This window comes from Streptomyces sp. M41, from assembly GCF_043673425.1.
Taxonomy (GTDB): Bacteria; Actinomycetota; Actinomycetes; order Streptomycetales; family Streptomycetaceae; genus Streptomyces.
Window position 1 is genome coordinate 1 of record NZ_JBIMKE010000053.1, and the last position, 16,133, is coordinate 16,133.

14 protein-coding genes are annotated in these 16,133 nt (G+C 70.8%); 10 read left to right on the forward strand and 4 right to left on the reverse strand.

The window, feature by feature from the left end; genetic code table 11:
• Positions 1–228: 228 nt before the first annotated feature.
• Complete coding sequence (locus tag ACHBTE_RS35180; protein ID WP_394729756.1) at positions 229–678, reverse strand: metallopeptidase family protein; 450 nt, start codon at positions 676–678, stop codon at positions 229–231.
• 343 nt (positions 679–1,021) lie between these two features.
• On the opposite strand from ACHBTE_RS35180, the gene ACHBTE_RS35185 reads away from it, so the two are divergent.
• From ACHBTE_RS35185 to ACHBTE_RS35215, 7 genes are all read left to right on the forward strand, one after another.
• Positions 1,022–1,399, forward strand: coding sequence for a DUF3499 domain-containing protein (locus ACHBTE_RS35185; RefSeq protein ID WP_061919307.1), 378 nt, complete (start codon positions 1,022–1,024; stop codon positions 1,397–1,399).
• A 130-nt stretch (positions 1,400–1,529) separates the two neighbouring features.
• A complete protein-coding gene (locus ACHBTE_RS35190) occupies positions 1,530–1,682 on the forward strand; it encodes a hypothetical protein (RefSeq protein ID WP_394729734.1) in 153 nt (50 codons plus the stop codon).
• A 37-nt stretch (positions 1,683–1,719) separates the two neighbouring features.
• The gene (locus ACHBTE_RS35195) at positions 1,720–3,084 is read left to right on the forward strand and encodes a phosphomannomutase/phosphoglucomutase (protein WP_394729736.1); all 1,365 of its coding nucleotides are present in this window, start codon (positions 1,720–1,722) and stop codon (positions 3,082–3,084) included.
• A gap of 489 nt (positions 3,085–3,573) precedes the next feature.
• Positions 3,574–3,744 carry a Trm112 family protein gene (locus ACHBTE_RS35200; RefSeq protein ID WP_020940431.1) on the forward strand — a complete coding sequence of 57 codons (171 nt, stop codon included), beginning with the start codon at positions 3,574–3,576 and terminating at the stop codon, positions 3,742–3,744.
• A gap of 232 nt (positions 3,745–3,976) precedes the next feature.
• Positions 3,977–5,104, forward strand: a complete 1,128-nt coding sequence (locus ACHBTE_RS35205) for an SIS domain-containing protein (protein WP_394729738.1) — start codon at positions 3,977–3,979, stop codon at positions 5,102–5,104.
• A 144-nt stretch (positions 5,105–5,248) separates the two neighbouring features.
• On the forward strand, positions 5,249–6,400 hold the full coding sequence (gene manA, locus ACHBTE_RS35210; protein WP_394729740.1) for a mannose-6-phosphate isomerase, class I: 1,152 nt from the start codon (positions 5,249–5,251) through the stop codon (positions 6,398–6,400).
• A 268-nt stretch (positions 6,401–6,668) separates the two neighbouring features.
• Positions 6,669–7,649, forward strand: a complete 981-nt coding sequence (locus tag ACHBTE_RS35215) for a cation diffusion facilitator family transporter (protein ID WP_394729742.1) — start codon at positions 6,669–6,671, stop codon at positions 7,647–7,649.
• 68 nt (positions 7,650–7,717) lie between these two features.
• On the opposite strand, the gene ACHBTE_RS35220 is transcribed toward ACHBTE_RS35215, so the two are convergent.
• Positions 7,718–7,852 carry a hypothetical protein gene (locus ACHBTE_RS35220; protein WP_394729744.1) on the reverse strand — a complete coding sequence of 45 codons (135 nt, stop codon included), beginning with the start codon at positions 7,850–7,852 and terminating at the stop codon, positions 7,718–7,720.
• A 659-nt stretch (positions 7,853–8,511) separates the two neighbouring features.
• Complete coding sequence (locus ACHBTE_RS35225; protein ID WP_394729746.1) at positions 8,512–10,641, reverse strand: fructose-specific PTS transporter subunit EIIC; 2,130 nt, start codon at positions 10,639–10,641, stop codon at positions 8,512–8,514.
• A gap of 655 nt (positions 10,642–11,296) precedes the next feature.
• Here ACHBTE_RS35225 and ahcY point away from each other — a divergent pair.
• Positions 11,297–12,754, forward strand: coding sequence for an adenosylhomocysteinase (gene ahcY / locus ACHBTE_RS35230; RefSeq protein WP_394729748.1), 1,458 nt, complete (start codon positions 11,297–11,299; stop codon positions 12,752–12,754).
• Between the two features lie 296 nt (positions 12,755–13,050).
• Positions 13,051–13,665: a hypothetical protein gene (locus ACHBTE_RS35235; RefSeq protein WP_394729750.1), complete on the forward strand. Its 615-nt coding sequence runs from the start codon at positions 13,051–13,053 to the stop codon at positions 13,663–13,665.
• A gap of 28 nt (positions 13,666–13,693) precedes the next feature.
• Here ACHBTE_RS35235 and ACHBTE_RS35240 read toward each other — a convergent pair whose 3' ends face one another.
• Positions 13,694–14,701: an RDD family protein gene (locus ACHBTE_RS35240; protein WP_394729752.1), complete on the reverse strand. Its 1,008-nt coding sequence runs from the start codon at positions 14,699–14,701 to the stop codon at positions 13,694–13,696.
• Positions 14,702–14,831: 130 nt separating this feature from the next.
• Between ACHBTE_RS35240 and ACHBTE_RS35245 the strand changes: the two genes are divergently transcribed.
• Positions 14,832–15,839 (forward strand): stage II sporulation protein M, encoded by a 1,008-nt coding sequence (locus ACHBTE_RS35245; protein ID WP_394729754.1) that lies wholly within the window; start codon positions 14,832–14,834, stop codon positions 15,837–15,839.
• Positions 15,840–16,133: the final 294 nt, after the last annotated feature.

Sequence of the window (16,133 nt, forward strand, 5' to 3'; positions counted from 1 at the left end):
GGCGGTTGGGCCTTGATGAGTGGTGCGGTTCTTGACGCCGGCCGCTGCGGGCGGACACCCCCCACCCCGGCCCCTTCTCGCCGTACGCGGCTGCACCGCCGTACGGGGTGCGCGCCGGTCGTGGCGTGCTTGCGCTGTCGGCGGCTGACCCGTCGTACGGGGTGCCCCCCCACGCCGTGGGCGTGCTCGCCGTCGACGGCTTGCCCGCCGCGGGGGCGGGCCGTGCTGTCAGTCCTCGCCGTAGCGGGGGTCCACCGTCTCCGGTGTCAGGCCCAATAGCTCGGCCACCTGTTCCACGACCACCTCGTGGACCAGTGCCGCTCGCTCGTCGCGGCCCTTGGTGCGGATCTCCACCGGGCGGCGATAGATGACCACCCGCGCGGGGCGGCCCTCGCGGGCGGCGATGGTGCCGCCCAGGGGGACCGCCTCGTCGTTCCAGGTGTGGCCGGGGCCGTCCAGGCGGGGGACCTCCAGGACCAGGAAATCGATGTCGGCGAGCTGTGGCCAGCGGCGTTCGAGGCGTTCCACCGAGTCCTGCACCAGGTCGGCGAAGGCGTCCGCGCGGCTCGCGGCGAGGGGGACCTGGGGCGGTGCGATGGGGCCGCGCATACCCCGGCCGTGGCGATCACGGCGGCGGGGCCCGGGGCCGACGGCACGGGGCGGTACAGGGGTGTCCATCACTGGTGAAGGGTAGTCCCCGCGCGGGCCGCATGGCGGATCCCAGGGGTGTGGTCCGGGTGACCTCCACCCGTCGGCACGGCATGTCGGCGGATGACCATTCCAGCCAAGGTTGGGCTCGTTTCCGTATCTCTCCGAGACCGGTGAGCTCGAGGTTATTGATGTGGTTTGTGCCGAGTGGTGACCGGTTTCGGAGGGGGGTCGGATCTTGCAAGAAGGTTCCCGCGCAGGTCAGTGGCTTGAGGTGAAAGGGGCGTGTGGGGTGTTTCACAACACGACACGGTGGGGTGACCTGGGGGAGAGTCGTCGCGGCCCGCTCAAGAGTGCGGTACCGTCCAACGTCGTGAGCCCTGTACGTCGCTGTTCGCGCACCGCTTGCGGCCGTCCCGCCGTAGCGACGCTGACGTACGTCTACGCCGACTCGACCGCGGTCCTCGGCCCGCTCGCCACCTACGCCGAACCCCACTGCTACGACCTGTGCGCCGAGCACTCGGAGCGCCTGACCGCCCCTCGTGGGTGGGAGGTCGTACGGCTGTTGGACGGCTCGGCTCCGGCCCGTCCGAGCGGGGACGACCTGGAAGCGCTTGCCAACGCCGTGCGTGAGGCGGCGCGTCCGCAGCAGCGGGCGGCCGAGGCCGGGGGCGGTGGAGCACGTGCGGCCGACCCGATGGAGGTCGCGCGGCGGGGCCATCTGAGGGTGCTGCGTTCTCCCGACAACTGACCTGCGACTGCTGGGCGGTTGGTTCTTGTGTGGTGCAACTCGCCGACATCGGCGCTGCCCTGGCCGGCGCGCGCAGCGAGGACCTGGACCTACGCTCCGTACGCGTTGATCGTCGGAATGGGCCGCGGCCGTGCACGAGTTGCGGTTCGCCGTCCTGACCGTGATCGCATGCTTCATGAACCTCTCCGGACAGGCCGCTGTCGCCGCACTCCTGGCCGTCGCCAAAAGTGCGCTGTGGGTCCACTCCGTGGGCGCACAGCGCACTGTCGGTGAGGGCGGGTAGTTTGGGGTGACCGACAGAACTTTCAGGAGGGTTGGCCGTGGCTGCTGATCTGTCACAGCTCGTGAAGGCGTACGACGTACGCGGCGTCGTCCCGGACCAGTGGGACGAGCCGCTGGCCGAGCTCTTCGGGGCCGCCTTCGTACAGGTGACCGGCGCGAGCGCGATCGTGATCGGCCACGACATGCGCCCCTCGTCGCCCGGCCTGTCCCGCGCCTTCGCGCGCGGCGCGGCGGCCCAGGGCGTCGACGTCACCGAGATCGGCCTGTGCTCGACGGACCAGCTGTACTACGCCTCGGGCGCGTTCGACCTCCCCGGTGCGATGTTCACGGCCTCGCACAACCCGGCGCAGTACAACGGCATCAAGATGTGCCGCTCCGGCGCGGCCCCCGTCGGCCAGGACACCGGCCTCGCGCAGATCCGTGAACTGGTCGAGGGCTGGACCGAGTCGGGTGCGCCGGCACCGACCGCCCGGACGGGCACGATCACGCAGCGCGACACGTTGAAGGACTACGCGTCCCACCTGCGTTCCCTCGTCGACCTGACCTCCATCCGCCCCCTGAAGGTCGTCGTCGACGCGGGCAACGGCATGGGCGGCCACACCGTCCCCACGGTCTTCGCCGGCCTGCCCCTCACCCTCGTCCCGATGTACTTCGAGCTCGACGGCACCTTCCCGAACCACGAGGCGAACCCGCTGGACCCGGCGAACATCGTGGACCTCCAGCAGCGGGTCCGCGAGGAGTCCGCGGACCTCGGCATCGCCTTCGACGGCGACGCCGACCGCTGCTTCGTCGTCGACGAGCACGGCGCCCCGGTCTCCCCGTCCGCCATCACCGCCCTGGTCGCCTCCCGCGAACTCGCCAAGCACGGCGGCAAGGGCACGATCATCCACAACCTGATCACGTCCTGGTCGGTCCCGGAAGTCGTGAAGGAGAACGGCGGCACGCCGGTCCGCACCCGCGTCGGCCACTCCTTCATCAAGGCCGAGATGGCGAAGTCCGGTGCGATCTTCGGCGGCGAGCACTCCGCCCACTACTACTTCCGTGACTTCTGGAACGCCGATACGGGCATGCTGGCCGCCCTCCACGTCCTGGCGGCCCTCGGCGGCCAGGAGGGCCCGCTGTCCGAGCTGGTCGCCCAGTACGACCGCTACACCGGCTCCGGCGAGATCAACTCCACGGTCGCCGACCAGGCGGACCGCCTCGCCGCCATCAAGGCTACGTACGCGGGCCAGGACGGCGTGGAACTGGACGAGCTCGACGGCCTGACGGTGACCGCCGCCGACTGGTGGTTCAACGTCCGCCCGTCCAACACGGAGCCGCTGCTCCGCCTGAACGCGGAGGCCCGCGACGAGGCGACGATGGCGAAGGTGCGGGACGAGGTGCTGGGCATCATCCGGGCCTGAGCGGCTCCCGAGGGGCGGGGCCGGTGGGCCGGCGGCCTCTGGGGGGCGGGACGGGCCCCCGAGGGAGCGGAACCGGATGGGGCGGCACCGTACGGGCGGAATCGCACTGGGCCGGACGCGACGGAGGCGTAGGGGCTTGGGGCGAGATCCCTGGCGGAGAACCGCTGGCGGGAGATCCTGGCGGAACCGCTGGCGGGGATCCGCTGGCGGGGGATCTCCTGGTGGATCCCCTGATGGGAGATCCCCTGATGGGAGATCCCCTGGTGGGAGATCCCTGGCGGGCGAACTCCCGGTGGGCGAACTCTCGACGGGCGAACCCCGGGTGGGAAATACTCCCGACGCCGATCGCCCCACCGCCCGAACCCCTGTTCAGGCCCACGCCCCGAACCCGCCCAACCCCGGCACCCCGCCCCCTCCGGCGGTACGCTGACCAGGCACATCCGCACACACGCACGTACCTCACAAACCACCCCAGAAGGGACCCCCGCCATGCCGCTGGAAGCCGGCCTCCTGGAGATCCTCGCCTGCCCGGCCTGTCACGCCCCGCTCAAGGAGCAGGACGCCGAGCTGATCTGCACCGGCCAGGACTGCGGCCTCGCGTACCCCGTCCGCGACGGCATCCCCGTCCTGCTCGTGGACGAGGCCCGCCGCCCGGCCTGACGGGCCCCGGCCGCCGCCGACCCCGGCCACCGCCACTGGCCCCCGGCACCACCGTCATCGGCCGTTGGCCACCGGCGACCGGCTTCGGCGACCGGCCTCGACGGGCGGACTCGGCTCGGCTCGGACGCCACGACGGCCGACGCCGACACCGGGCCGCAGGCGAGCCGAGCGCACCCCTGGGACCCCCGCAAGACCCCGACCCACCCGCCCCGGCGATCGGAGGCTCCCGCCCATGCTCGACGAATCGCTGCTCGACACGCCGGAGGCGCTCGCCGAGGCCGACCAGCGTGCCCTGCTCCGCGGCGCGGCCGAAGCCGGCGCCCGCGTCCGCACCGCCGCCCGGCACGCCGTCGAGGCCGGCGTCCACGACCTCAAACCCGACGGCCGCCCCCGCGCCATCCTCATCGCGGGTCCCGGCGCCGCCGCCATCTGCGCAGCCGACCTCCTCGGCACGCTCGCCGGCGCCACCAGCCCGGTCACCCGGCTGGCCCCCACCGGTGTCGCCCCCGCCGCGGGCGCCCTGCGCTGGGAACTGCCCGGCTGGGCCGGCTCCGTGGACCTGCTGCTGATCGCCACGCCCGACGGCACCGAACCGGGCCTGTCCCTGCTCGCCGAGCAGGCGTACCGCCGCGGCTGCACGGTCGTCGCCGTGGCCCCCACCGGCACCCCGCTCACCGAGGGGGTACACGGCAACCACGGGCTGTTCGTGCCGATGGCGACCGCTCCGTACGAGCAGGACGAGGCCCTTACCGCCTCCTCCCCCGGCGTCCTGTGGGCGCTGCTCACCCCGCTCCTGGCGCTGCTCGACCGCACCGGGATGCTCTCCGCCCCGTCCGACGCCCTGGAGAAGGTCGCCGACCGCCTCGACCTCGTCGCCGAACGCTGCGGCCCCGCCATCGCGACCTACAGCAACCCCGCGAAGACCCTGGCCGCCGAACTCTCCGACACCCTCCCGCTGATCTGGACCGAGGGCGTCTCCGCCGGCCCGGCAGGACGCCGTTTCGCCGCCGCGCTCGCCGAACTCTCCGGCCACCCGGCCCTGGTGGCCGAACTGCCCGAGGCCCTCGCCTCGCACAGCGCCCTCCTCGCTGGGCCGCTCGCGGCGAGCGCCGACCCCGACGACTTCTTCCGCGACCGCGTGGAGGAGCCTCCCGCCCTGCACGCGCGCGTGGTGCTGCTTCGCGACCGCCCGATGGGTGGTCTCACCGCCGCGCCCGCGGCCCGTGACCTGGCCCTGAGCCACGACACGCCGATCAGCGAACTGGAACCGGATGAGGGCGGCGAGCTGGAGACCCTCGCGGAACTGATCGCCATCACGGATTTCGCCGCCGTTTACCTGGCGCTCGCCTCGGGAGCCTGATCTATCCCGGGACGCCGTGAGCGCCGTACGGACTGGGAACCCGGCAGCCGGACGCCACGAACCGGCGCCGCCCCAGGCGGACGACGTCCCACCGAAGACCGGACGAGAACCCGCATCCCGGACAGAGAGCAGACAGAGAACCGCATGGACCGCCTCGACAACACCGTCCGCCCCTACGCCTGGGGTTCCACCACCGCGATCCCGAAGCTCCTCGGCGTCGAACCGACCGGCGAACCGCAGGCGGAGATGTGGATGGGCGCGCACCCGGGCGCCCCCTCGCGCACCGAGCGCGGCACGCTGGTCGAGGTCATCGAGGCCGACCCGGAGCGCGAGCTGGGCGCGGCGGCCGTGGCGAAGTTCGGTCCCCGCCTGCCCTTCCTGCTCAAGATCCTCGCCGCCGGAGCCCCGCTCTCCCTCCAGGTGCACCCCGATCTCGAGCAGGCGAAGGAGGGGTACGAGGACGAGGAGCGTCGCAACATCCCGGTGGACGCCGGCCACCGCAACTACAAGGACGCCAACCACAAGCCCGAACTGATCTGCGCGCTCACCGAGTTCGACGGCCTGTGCGGCTTCCGCGACCCGGTCCGGGCCGCCGACCTGCTGGAGGGCCTCGGCATCGACTCCCTCAAGCCGTACGTCGACGTCCTGCACGCCCACCCCGAGGACGCGGCCCTGCGCGAGGTGCTCACCGCGATCCTCACCGCCGACCCGGACGACATGGCCCACACCGTCGCCGAGGCCGCGGCGGCCTGCTCCCGCCTCGGCGGCGACTACGCCCCCTACGCCGACATCGCCCACCACTACCCGGGCGACCCCGGCGTCATCGCCGCGATGCTCCTCAACCACGTCCGACTCCAGCCCGGCGAGGCCCTGTTCCTCGGCGCCGGCATTCCGCACGCCTACCTCAGCGGCCTCGGCGTCGAGATCATGGCCAACTCCGACAACGTCCTGCGCTGCGGTCTGACCCCCAAGCACGTCGACGTCCCCGAACTCCTGCGCATCGTCCGTTTCGAGGCCGGCGACCCGGGCGTGCTGCGCCCGGAGGCGACCCCGGACGGCGAGGAGGTCTACGAGACCCCGATCGACGAGTTCCGGCTGTCCCGCTTCGTCCTCCCCGAGGGCACCACCGCCCACGACCTCACGCGCGCCACCCCGCAGATCCTGCTCTGCACGGCGGGCGCCGTCCGCGCCGGGGAACACGACCTGACCCCCGGCCGGTCGGTCTTCGTCCCGGCGGGTGAAAAAGCCGAAGTGTCCGGTGCCGGTACGGTCTTCCGGGCCACGGTCGTCGCCTGACCGAGGCTTCGCACGACCCGGCGAGCCATTGTCGTACCGGGCTGCAACAATGGCCCACCGGCAAAGGACGGGCAAAGCCGACCGGGGTGCGCAAGCTCCTCGCTGCGACGCCCGGACGGCGTCCGTACACAAGCCACGAAGCCTCTGAAGCCAGGGAAGCCAGGGAAGCAATGAAGCGCCTCCAAGGCATCTTGAGCCCCCAAGGCATCTGAAGGCTCCGCAGGTTGAAAGCTCCGCAGGCTCCGAAGTCGAAGGGACAACGCGACACATGAGCGCGTCAGGCGGTACCAAGGCGATCGTGGCGGCACTCGCCGCCAATCTCGCGATCGCGGCAGCGAAGTTCGTCGCGTTCGCGTTCAGCGGCTCGTCGTCGATGCTCGCCGAAGGCGTGCACTCGCTCGCCGACTCCGGCAACCAGGCCCTGCTGCTGGTCGGCGGCAAGAAGGCCAAGCGCGAGGCGACCCCGCAGCACCCCTTCGGCTACGGCCGCGAGCGCTACATCTACGCCTTCCTCGTCTCGATCATCCTGTTCTCGGTCGGCGGCATGTTCGCCCTGTACGAGGGCTACGAGAAGATCAAGCACCCGCACGAGATCGAGCACTGGTACTGGCCGGTCGGCGTTCTCGTCTTCGCGATCATCGCCGAGACCTTCTCCTTCCGCACGGCCATCAAGGAGTCGAACGCCCTGCGGGGCAAGAAGTCCTGGAAGGAGTTCGTCCGCCACGCCAAGGCACCCGAGCTGCCCGTCGTGCTCCTCGAAGACCTCGGCGCGCTGGTCGGTCTAATCCTCGCCCTGGGCGGCGTCGGCCTGGCCCTGATCACCGGCGACAGCGTCTGGGACGGCATCGGCACCATCTGCATCGGCGTCCTGCTCGTCCTGATCGCGGTCGTCCTGGCCATCGAGACCAAGTCGCTGCTGCTCGGCGAGTCGGCGGGCCCGGAGGAGACCGAGAAGATCGCCGCAGCCGCCGTCGACGGCGACACGGTCACCCGCGTCATCCACATGCGCACGCTGCACGTCGGCCCCGAGGAACTCCTCGTCGCCGCCAAGATCGCCGTCCAGCGCGAGGCCACGGCGGCCGAGGTCGCCTCCGCCATCGACGCCGCCGAGTCCCGCATCCGCACCGCCGTGCCGATCGCCCGCGCGATCTACCTCGAGCCCGACATCTACAGCGAGGCCGAGGCCGCCAAGGGCCCGGACCGCGAGGCGACCCCCGGCGGCCCGGCGCCGACCGACACCGACCACTGACGTCCCACAGAACGCTGCCCGAACGGCCACCGGGGCCCGCCGAGTCACTCGGCGGGCCCCGGTGGCTTCTACGACCGCCTGTTCAGACCCGCACGGCCGTACGGCGGCGGGTGCGGCACCGCGGCCCGCGCCCGCCGCCGTACGACCACGGCGCCGATACCCGGACCGACCCCGGCCAGCACCAGCAGGACACCGAGAAGCACCGCTGTCCCGAGTAGGGCGGGCACGGCGCGGGCCTCGATCCGCGCCCCCGCATCGTGGACCCCGGAAGCGACCCGCCCCGGTCGCCGGGGAAGGCCCGCGCGTCCCAGGCGTTCCCGCGGTTGCCGCCCAGCATGAACAGCCGCCCCTCCGGGAACCGCACGGCGTAGAAGGCCGTCCCGGAATCCGCGGCCGACGTCCGGGCTCTTCAGATACGGCTCCTGCAGCGGCTCTCCGTTCACACAGACGCGCGTGTCCGCGCCCCCGCCCGCGCCCGCGCCGCACGTCACCTGGTCGCCGCCCACCCCGATGACACGCGCCCTCACCAGCCGGTCGCCGCCGTGCCGGTCCGGCGCCGAGAACCACGGCGTCCCCGCGCCGTACTTCGCTCGCGTCGATCCGCTCGTAGACGGCCCGGTCGTCGCCCGGACCGTACGCCGGCGTCAACCTCGGTATGCGGGCTGCGCCTAGCCGAGCGCCGTCGAGGACACCACGCCTGCCTCACCCGAGCGCAGAGCCCAGCCGACCCGTTCGGGCGCCGCGTGGGTCCGCAGCCGATCGGCGACGGGTGCTGTCGGGGCCCGCGCCCGCTTCCGGACGCGGGCCCACCGGTCGCCACCCGCGACCGAGCCGCCCCCCGACCCGACCCCCCCTCGACCCGCTACCCGACCTCGCGCAGTACCCCGAGCACCGCCGCCGCGTCCGGCGCGGCCAACAGCCGCTCCCGGAACCCGGCATCCATCAACTGGCGTGACAACAGGGCAAGAATCCGCAGATGCTCGTCACCCGCGGCGGCCTCAGGTACGGCGATCATGAACACCAGCCTCGCCTTCGTACCGTCCAGCGAGCCCCACTCGACGCCCTCCGCGGACCGCGCGAAACCGACGACCGGCGCGGTCACCGCATCGGTCTTGGCATGCGGAATCGCGATCTCCTCCCCGAGCCCGGTAGTGCCCTGCGCCTCACGCCGAAGCGCCGTGGCCACGAGCTGGTCCACATCCGCGACCCTTCCGCTGCGCGCCAGCAGTTCGGCCATCTCCCGGATCGCGGACTCCTTGTCCTCGGAGTCCAACGCGACCGTCACCGTCTGCCCAGTGAGGTGACCGGAGAGAACCTCGCCGGCGATGTCACCGCTCTCGGCCTCCGGTTCGTCCGGTCCGGCAGCGGTGCCGTCCGCCCCGCCCTCCGAACGCCCGGACTGAGCGGGCACGGCGGTCACCGCCAACTCGCCCACACCCTCCCGCGCTACGGCACCCCCGGCACCCGGCGCACCGACGCCCGCGCCGACCAGCGCCGGCTCGGATACGGCCGTACCCGAAGCGACGGTCGCCTCCCCGCGCCGCCGGCGCTCACTCACGTCGACCAGGGCGACCGTCGTCAGCGCGGTGACCACCGAGCCGATCACCACGGCCACGAAGAACATCGGTACGCCGCTCACCGCGCCCAGCACCGCCACGATCGGCCCGCCATGCGGCACCGCGTCCTCCACGCCGGCCACCCCGGCGATCGCACCGGCGACCGCGCCGCCGAGCATGTTGGCCGGGATGACCTGCGCGGGCCGCGCCGCGGCGAACGGGATCGCGCCCTCGGAGATGCCGAAGCACCCCATGAACAGCGAGGCGAACCCGGTCTCCCGCTCCTGCTCGGTGTACAGCCGCTTTCGTATCAGCGTGGCCAGGCCCTGCCCCAGCGGCATGACCGGAATCGCCGCCGCGCACATGCCCATGACCGTCTGGTTGCCGGTCGCGATGAGGCCCGCGCCGAACAGGAACGCCGTCTTGTTGACCGGCCCGCCCATGTCGAACGCGATCATGAGCCCCAGAATCGCGCCGAGCAGGATGGCGCTCGTACCGGTCATCCCGCTGAGCCAGTCGGTCAGGTTCTCGAACACCCAGGAGATCGGCTTGCCGATGACGTAGATGAAGAACAGCCCGAGCGCCGTGGTCGCCACGATCGGGATCACGATGATCGGCATGATCGGCTGCGCGAACTTCGGAACCTTGATCTTCTTGATCCACAAGACCAGATACCCGGCGAGGAACCCGGTCACGATCGCCCCGATGAACCCGGCCCCCGCCTTGGAGTCGTACAGCTCACCGGTGTTGGCGATCCAGCCGCCGATCATGCCTGGCACAAGGGCGGGCCGGTCCCCGATGGCGTACGCGATATAACCGGACAGAATCGGCACCATCAGCGTGAAGCCGATGACCCCGATGTTGTTCACGTCCATCCAGAAGGAGTCCTTCGGGATGACCAGACCGCCGGAGGGGTCCGTGTGTCCGCCCAGCGAGAGCGAGATCGCGATCAGCAGCCCGCCGACCACGACGAACGGGATCATGTAACTGACCCCGTTCATCAGCGCCTTGTACCCGACGCTGCGCTCCTTGCCGCCACCGGTGGCAGGGGCCTTGGGGGCGCCCCCTTCCGCATGCACGGGCGCCGACAGCACCCGCTCGATCAGCTGCTCGGGGTGGCGAATGCCCTCGGCCACCCCGACCGTCAGAACCCGCTTGCCGGCGAAACGGCTCAGGTCCACGTCCTTGTCCGCTGCGACGATGACACCGTCCGCATGTTTGACATCGTTGTCATCGAGGACGTTTTCAGCCCCGATGGATCCTTGCGTCTCCACCTTCATGTCGATACCGCGGCTCTCGGCAGCCTGCGCGAGCTTCTCGGCCGCCATGTACGTATGGGCGATGCCGGTCGGGCATGCGGTCACCGCGAGCAGCTTCAACCGCTTCTGCTCGCCACCGCCGCTGCCCGTGGGGGGAGGGCCGGCCGGACTGGTCACGTCGATCTCCTAACGCCTTCGTCATACGGAATCGCCGTCCCGGACGACCCGCAAGATCGATCAGATGTCCCGATCTCCTGGGCATCCTGCACCACGTCGCCCCAAGCTCAAAGCCCCGAAAATTCCTGAACGCCCTGCTTTGCCCCCTCCTGCTGACCGTTCGTTGGTGTCCTGTTATCGCCCCGCACCTCGCACCTCCCCTCGCGACGTCCATGACTCCGTCCATGTCTCCCGTCGCGTGGCTCCCAAGCCATGGCTCCGCTCCACTGCTCTGCTCCACTGCTCTGCTCCATGGCTCCGGTCCATCGCGATCTCCGTCCAATCGCGATCTCCGTCCAATCGCGATCTCCGTCCAATCGCGATCTCCGTCCCATCGCGATCTCCGTCCCATCGCGGCGATCCTCTCGATGGCGCGATCTGTTCGGAGACGGACTGGGGGCGGCCGGGCCTCCCGGTGTAGCTTGGGACAGAGCCAGACGTCGCTGCTGATGGCGGTCGGGCGGTCCCCGACGGACCGGCCGAGGGAGAGAGGGCCTCCGACGGACTGCGCTGCGCGCACGCGGGCATGCCTGTGTCCTCCTCGGGCACCCCTGTGTCCGCCGCCGCGCAGACCAGCCGTACCCACCCTCGACCCAACCCCGAGGAGCAGCTCGTAATGACGACTGTCGAGAACCGACAGGACTTCAAGGTCGCCGACCTCTCCCTGGCCGACTTCGGCCGCAAGGAGATCACCCTCGCCGAGCACGAGATGCCCGGCCTGATGGCGATCCGCAAGGAGTACGCCGAGGCGCAGCCCCTGGCCGGCGCCCGCATCACCGGCTCCCTGCACATGACCGTGCAGACGGCCGTCCTCATCGAGACCCTGGCCGCCCTCGGCGCCCAGGTCCGCTGGGCCTCCTGCAACATCTTCTCCACCCAGGACCACGCCGCCGCCGCGATCGCCGTCGGCCCGAACGGCACGCCCGACAACCCCCAGGGCATCCCGGTCTTCGCCTGGAAGGGCGAGACCCTGGAGGAGTACTGGTGGTGCACGGAGCAGGCCCTGACCTGGCCGGACAGCCCCACCGGCGGCCCGAACATGATCCTGGACGACGGCGGTGACGCCACCCTCCTGGTCCACAAGGGCGTCGAGTACGAGAAGGACGGCAAGGTCCCGGCCGTCGACACCGCCGAGTCCGACGAGCACCGCGTCATCCTCGAACTCCTGCACCGCACCATCACGGACGGCTCGCAGAAGTGGACCCAGCTGTCCTCCGAGATCCGCGGCGTGACCGAGGAGACCACGACCGGCGTCCACCGCCTGTACGAGATGCAGCGCGACGGCACCCTCCTTTTCCCGGCGATCAACGTCAACGACGCCGTCACCAAGTCGAAGTTCGACAACAAGTACGGCTGCCGCCACTCCCTGATCGACGGCATCAACCGCGCCACCGACGTCCTGATCGGCGGCAAGACCGCGGTCGTCTGCGGCTACGGCGACGTGGGCAAGGGCTGCGCGGAGTCCCTGCGCGGACAGGGCGCCCGCGTGATCATCACCGAGATCGACCCGATCTGCGCCCTCCAGGCGGCGATGGACGGCTACCAGGTCACGACCCTCGACGAGGTCATCGACAAGGCCGACATCTTCATCACCACGACCGGTAACAAGGACATCATCATGGCCTCGGACATGGCCAAGATGAAGCACCAGGCGATCGTCGGCAACATCGGCCACTTCGACAACGAGATCGACATGGCCGGCCTCGCCAAGACCCCGGGCATCGTCAAGGACGAGGTCAAGCCGCAGGTCCACACCTGGACGTACCCCGACGGCAAGGTGCTGATCGTCCTCTCCGAGGGCCGCCTGCTGAACCTGGGCAACGCCACCGGTCACCCGTCCTTCGTGATGTCCAACTCCTTCGCGGACCAGACCCTGGCCCAGATCGAGCTGTTCACCAAGCCGGACGCCTACCCGACCGGTGTGTACACGCTGCCCAAGCACCTGGACGAGAAGGTCGCGCGCCTCCACCTGGACTCGCTCGGCGTGAAGCTGACGACGCTCCGCCCCGAGCAGGCCGCGTACATCGGCGTCGAGGTCGAGGGCCCGTACAAGCCGGACCACTACCGCTACTGAGCCGTGCCGCAAGCGCTCCGAGCGGCTCCGGGTCACCGCTGAACCGAGCCGCCCGAGCCAGGTTGCCGGGCGGCGAGGCTCGCCCGGCAACCTTCAGCGCCGGCGGTTCGCGGTAGCTCCGGAGCGCGCGGGACGCACGGCCGCTTCCAGTGAGCGCGCCCGTGCACTGACGCGCTGCCAGCAGCAGATCCTCCGAGGCAGGCCCCCGCACCCCCGTGCCGGGGGCCTGCCTCATCGGCCCGTTCGGCTTCTCCGACCCGTACGGCCGGATCAGCCCGTCACCACCCAGGACCCCGATGCCCCGCGGCCGTTATTCGCTCCACGACCCGCATGATCACACCCCCCTCGCAGAAGAGCACTTCCACTGCGCCCCAGGCCCTTCCGGCTGGCGCTACGTCTCCCAGCTGACCACCCCCGCGGGCGATCACAGCGGCTCCGTCGACCTCGCCCTGGACGAACTCGGCCGCCCCATCCGCCTCGAACTCCACGCCGGCGGCTGGCAGGTGCGCGGTGCCGCCCTGGACGGCGTCACATGGGTCCGCACCGACCCCAGCGGGGCTCAGGCCACAGAAGGCAATGTGCGCGCCCACGCCTTCACCGGGACGTCCCCCGCATTCCTCATCGCCACCACCCGTCTCCTGCGCCTCACCCCCTCCGACTCCTCAACCCGCGTACGTCTCCTGGCCTTCACGGACCCGGTCCTCGCCCCGCGCACCGTGGACCAGTCCTGGGCGCTGGTGAACAGAGAAACACACGCCACTGACAACGGCCCTCTGGCCGTGGACGAATACCAGGTCACAGCCCTGGACACGGGGGAGCAGCACGCCGTACACATCGCGGGCGACGTGGTTCTCGCAGCCCCCGGCATCGAGCTGGAGGACCTGGAGTCACCGCCGTCGACGTTCATCTGACGGACGGACGGACGACCGCCGCAGGCGGCTACGCCGGTGGCACGAAGCCGGTCGTGGACCGGTCGGTCGGAGCCGTTTCCTGCGGCGCCCGCGCCGGGGCCTCCGAAGCCGCTTGCTGAGCCGGAGGGGGTCCAGCCCCCTCCGCCCGGCCGGAAGGCCGACCACCGGCAGGAACGCCCTCCACGCCCTCCGCACCGGGCGGGGGTGGTGAATAAGGGGAGGGCGGCCCAGCAGACGGGGGCGGCGCAGCGCCAGGCGGCATCGCCGACGGGCCGTCGCCGTATGCCCTGTTACCGAAAGCGCGGCGCGCTTCCCGCGACTGCCGTTCGTGCAGAACCGCTGCCAAATATGCGGCCGGCGGCACACCCTGCGGTGCCGGAGCACCGGTGCGCGCCGCGACATCCCTCGCGAGCCTGTCTGCCATGCTCCAGCCGACCTGGGGGTCGAGTTGCTGCATCCGCGTCAGGTACTGCCGGACGGCCAGCCACAGATCATCAGGCACGGCCGACAGATCAAGCCCTGAGAACCGACCGGCCAGCCACGGCGGAGGCGGCGGAACGAAGCCCGTCTGCGCGAGGGGCACCCGTTCCCGTACGACGAGGGTCCCGGCGAACACATCCCCCAGCCGACGCCCGCGCGCTGACACCAGTGAAGCGATGACGGCTACGACGCCGAGCGTCATCAGAATCTCGATCACACCGATGAGCCCGCGGACCAGCGCGTGCCGGAACCGGATCGGACCGCCGTCGTCGCGCACCACGCGCAACCCGCAGGCCAGCTTGCCGAGCGAGCGTCCGTGGCTGAGTGTCTCGACCGCGATCGGCCCGCCGACCAGCAGCAGAACGAACATCGCGATCGACAGCGCCGTCTGCGCCGCCTCGTCCAGCGAAGCGGTGGCGGCCACCACGCCGATGGTCACGACGATATAGGCGATCACGGCCACAGCCAGATCGAGCAGCACGGCAAGCGCCCTGCTGGGCAGCTTCGCAGGGCGCAACTCCAGCGCCACCGCCTCGCCCGTCACCAGCTCACTCACGCCGTTCGTCCTTCCCCTGACCTGCCTCTGGAACGGCCAGTCTGCCAAGCTGAGGGCGCATCGCGCCGCAGTACGACAAGCTGACACCTACGACGGGTCGCCGACGAACAGCCGGGGAGCAGGAAAGCAGATGGACCTCGACGTCTTCGTCACCGCCCACCGACCCGAGTGGGACCGCCTCGAAACGCTGCTCGGGCGCCGCAGGCGACTGACGGGCGCCGAGGCCGACGAACTCGTCGCGCTCTACCAACGCACCGCGACCCACCTGTCCCTGATCCAGTCCAGCGCCCCGGACCCTCAGCTGACCGGCCGTCTCAGCCAGCTCGTGGCACGCGCGCGTAATGCCGTGACAGGTACAAGGCGTGCCTCCTGGCGCGACGTCACCCACTTCCTCGCCCACAGCTTCCCGGCCGCGGTCTACCGATCGCGCCACTGGTGGGTACCTACGGCGCTGCTCTCCACACTCGTCGCAGCTCTCCTGGGCTGGTGGATCGGCACCCACCCCGAAGTACAGGCCACGATCGCGGCCCCCGCCGAACTGCGCGAGCTCACCCGCCCCGGCGGCCAGTACGAGACGTACTACTCCAGCCACCCGGCGGCCTCCTTCGCCGCCCAGGTCTGGACGAACAACGCCTGGGCCGCTGCCCTCTGCCTGATCCTGGGCGTCTTCCTGGGCCTCCCGGTGCTCTGGATCCTCTTCCAGAACATGCTCAACCTGGGGGTCGGCTTCGGCCTCATGTCCTCGGCAGGCCGTCTGGACACGTTTCTCGGCCTCGTCCTCCCACACGGTCTTCTCGAACTGACCGCGGTCTTCGTCGCCGCCGGCACGGGGCTACGGCTCGGCTGGACCCTCATCGACCCCGGCCCCCGCAGCAGGCGCCAAGCCCTCGCCGAGGAAGGCCGAGCCGCCATCGGCATGGCGATAGGCCTCGCCCTGGTCCTCTTCGTCTCCGGCGCCATCGAAGGCTTCGTCACCCCGTCCGGCCTGCCCACCTGCGCCCGCATCACCATCGGGGTCGTTGCCGAACTGGCCTTCTTGGCCTATGTCTATGTCCTGGGCGGCCGTGCCGCCCGCGCGGGTGAGACGGGCGATGTCGAGGCGGCCGAGCGCAGCGCCACGGTTCCCACGGCGGCCTGATGTGCGGGCACGCCCGCTGAGCTGCTAGTCTCCTCTCCGCCCCGCAAAAGCCGTTGACACGGAGCGCGCGGGGAGGTAGATTCGAACAGTTGCCTGGAAGTGGGTTACAGTCCACCCGGGCGGAGTGAGTATCTGTCTGCTTCAGTGGAACATCGATTCCCGAGAAGCCTCCCCGATGATTTCGGAAATGAGTGGCCGGTCAGACCGGTCCGAAACTTCTGATAAAGTCGGAACCGCCGGAAAGGGAAACGCGAGAGCGGGAACCTGGAAAGCACCGAGGAAATCGGATCGGAA

What these genes read in the sequence shown, in the direction of transcription:
- ACHBTE_RS35180 (WP_394729756.1), bottom strand. Translation starts at nt 678, where the DNA reads ATGGACACCCCTGTACCGCCCCGTGCCGTCGGCCCCGGGCCCCGCCGC.
- ACHBTE_RS35200 (WP_020940431.1), top strand. Translation starts at nt 3,574, where the DNA reads ATGCCGCTGGAAGCCGGCCTCCTGGAGATCCTCGCCTGCCCGGCCTGT.
- ACHBTE_RS35205 (WP_394729738.1), top strand. Translation starts at nt 3,977, where the DNA reads ATGCTCGACGAATCGCTGCTCGACACGCCGGAGGCGCTCGCCGAGGCC.
- manA (WP_394729740.1), top strand. Translation starts at nt 5,249, where the DNA reads ATGGACCGCCTCGACAACACCGTCCGCCCCTACGCCTGGGGTTCCACC.
- ACHBTE_RS35215 (WP_394729742.1), top strand. Translation starts at nt 6,669, where the DNA reads ATGAGCGCGTCAGGCGGTACCAAGGCGATCGTGGCGGCACTCGCCGCC.
- ahcY (WP_394729748.1), top strand. Translation starts at nt 11,297, where the DNA reads ATGACGACTGTCGAGAACCGACAGGACTTCAAGGTCGCCGACCTCTCC.
- ACHBTE_RS35235 (WP_394729750.1), top strand. Translation starts at nt 13,051, where the DNA reads ATGCCCCGCGGCCGTTATTCGCTCCACGACCCGCATGATCACACCCCC.
- ACHBTE_RS35245 (WP_394729754.1), top strand. Translation starts at nt 14,832, where the DNA reads ATGGACCTCGACGTCTTCGTCACCGCCCACCGACCCGAGTGGGACCGC.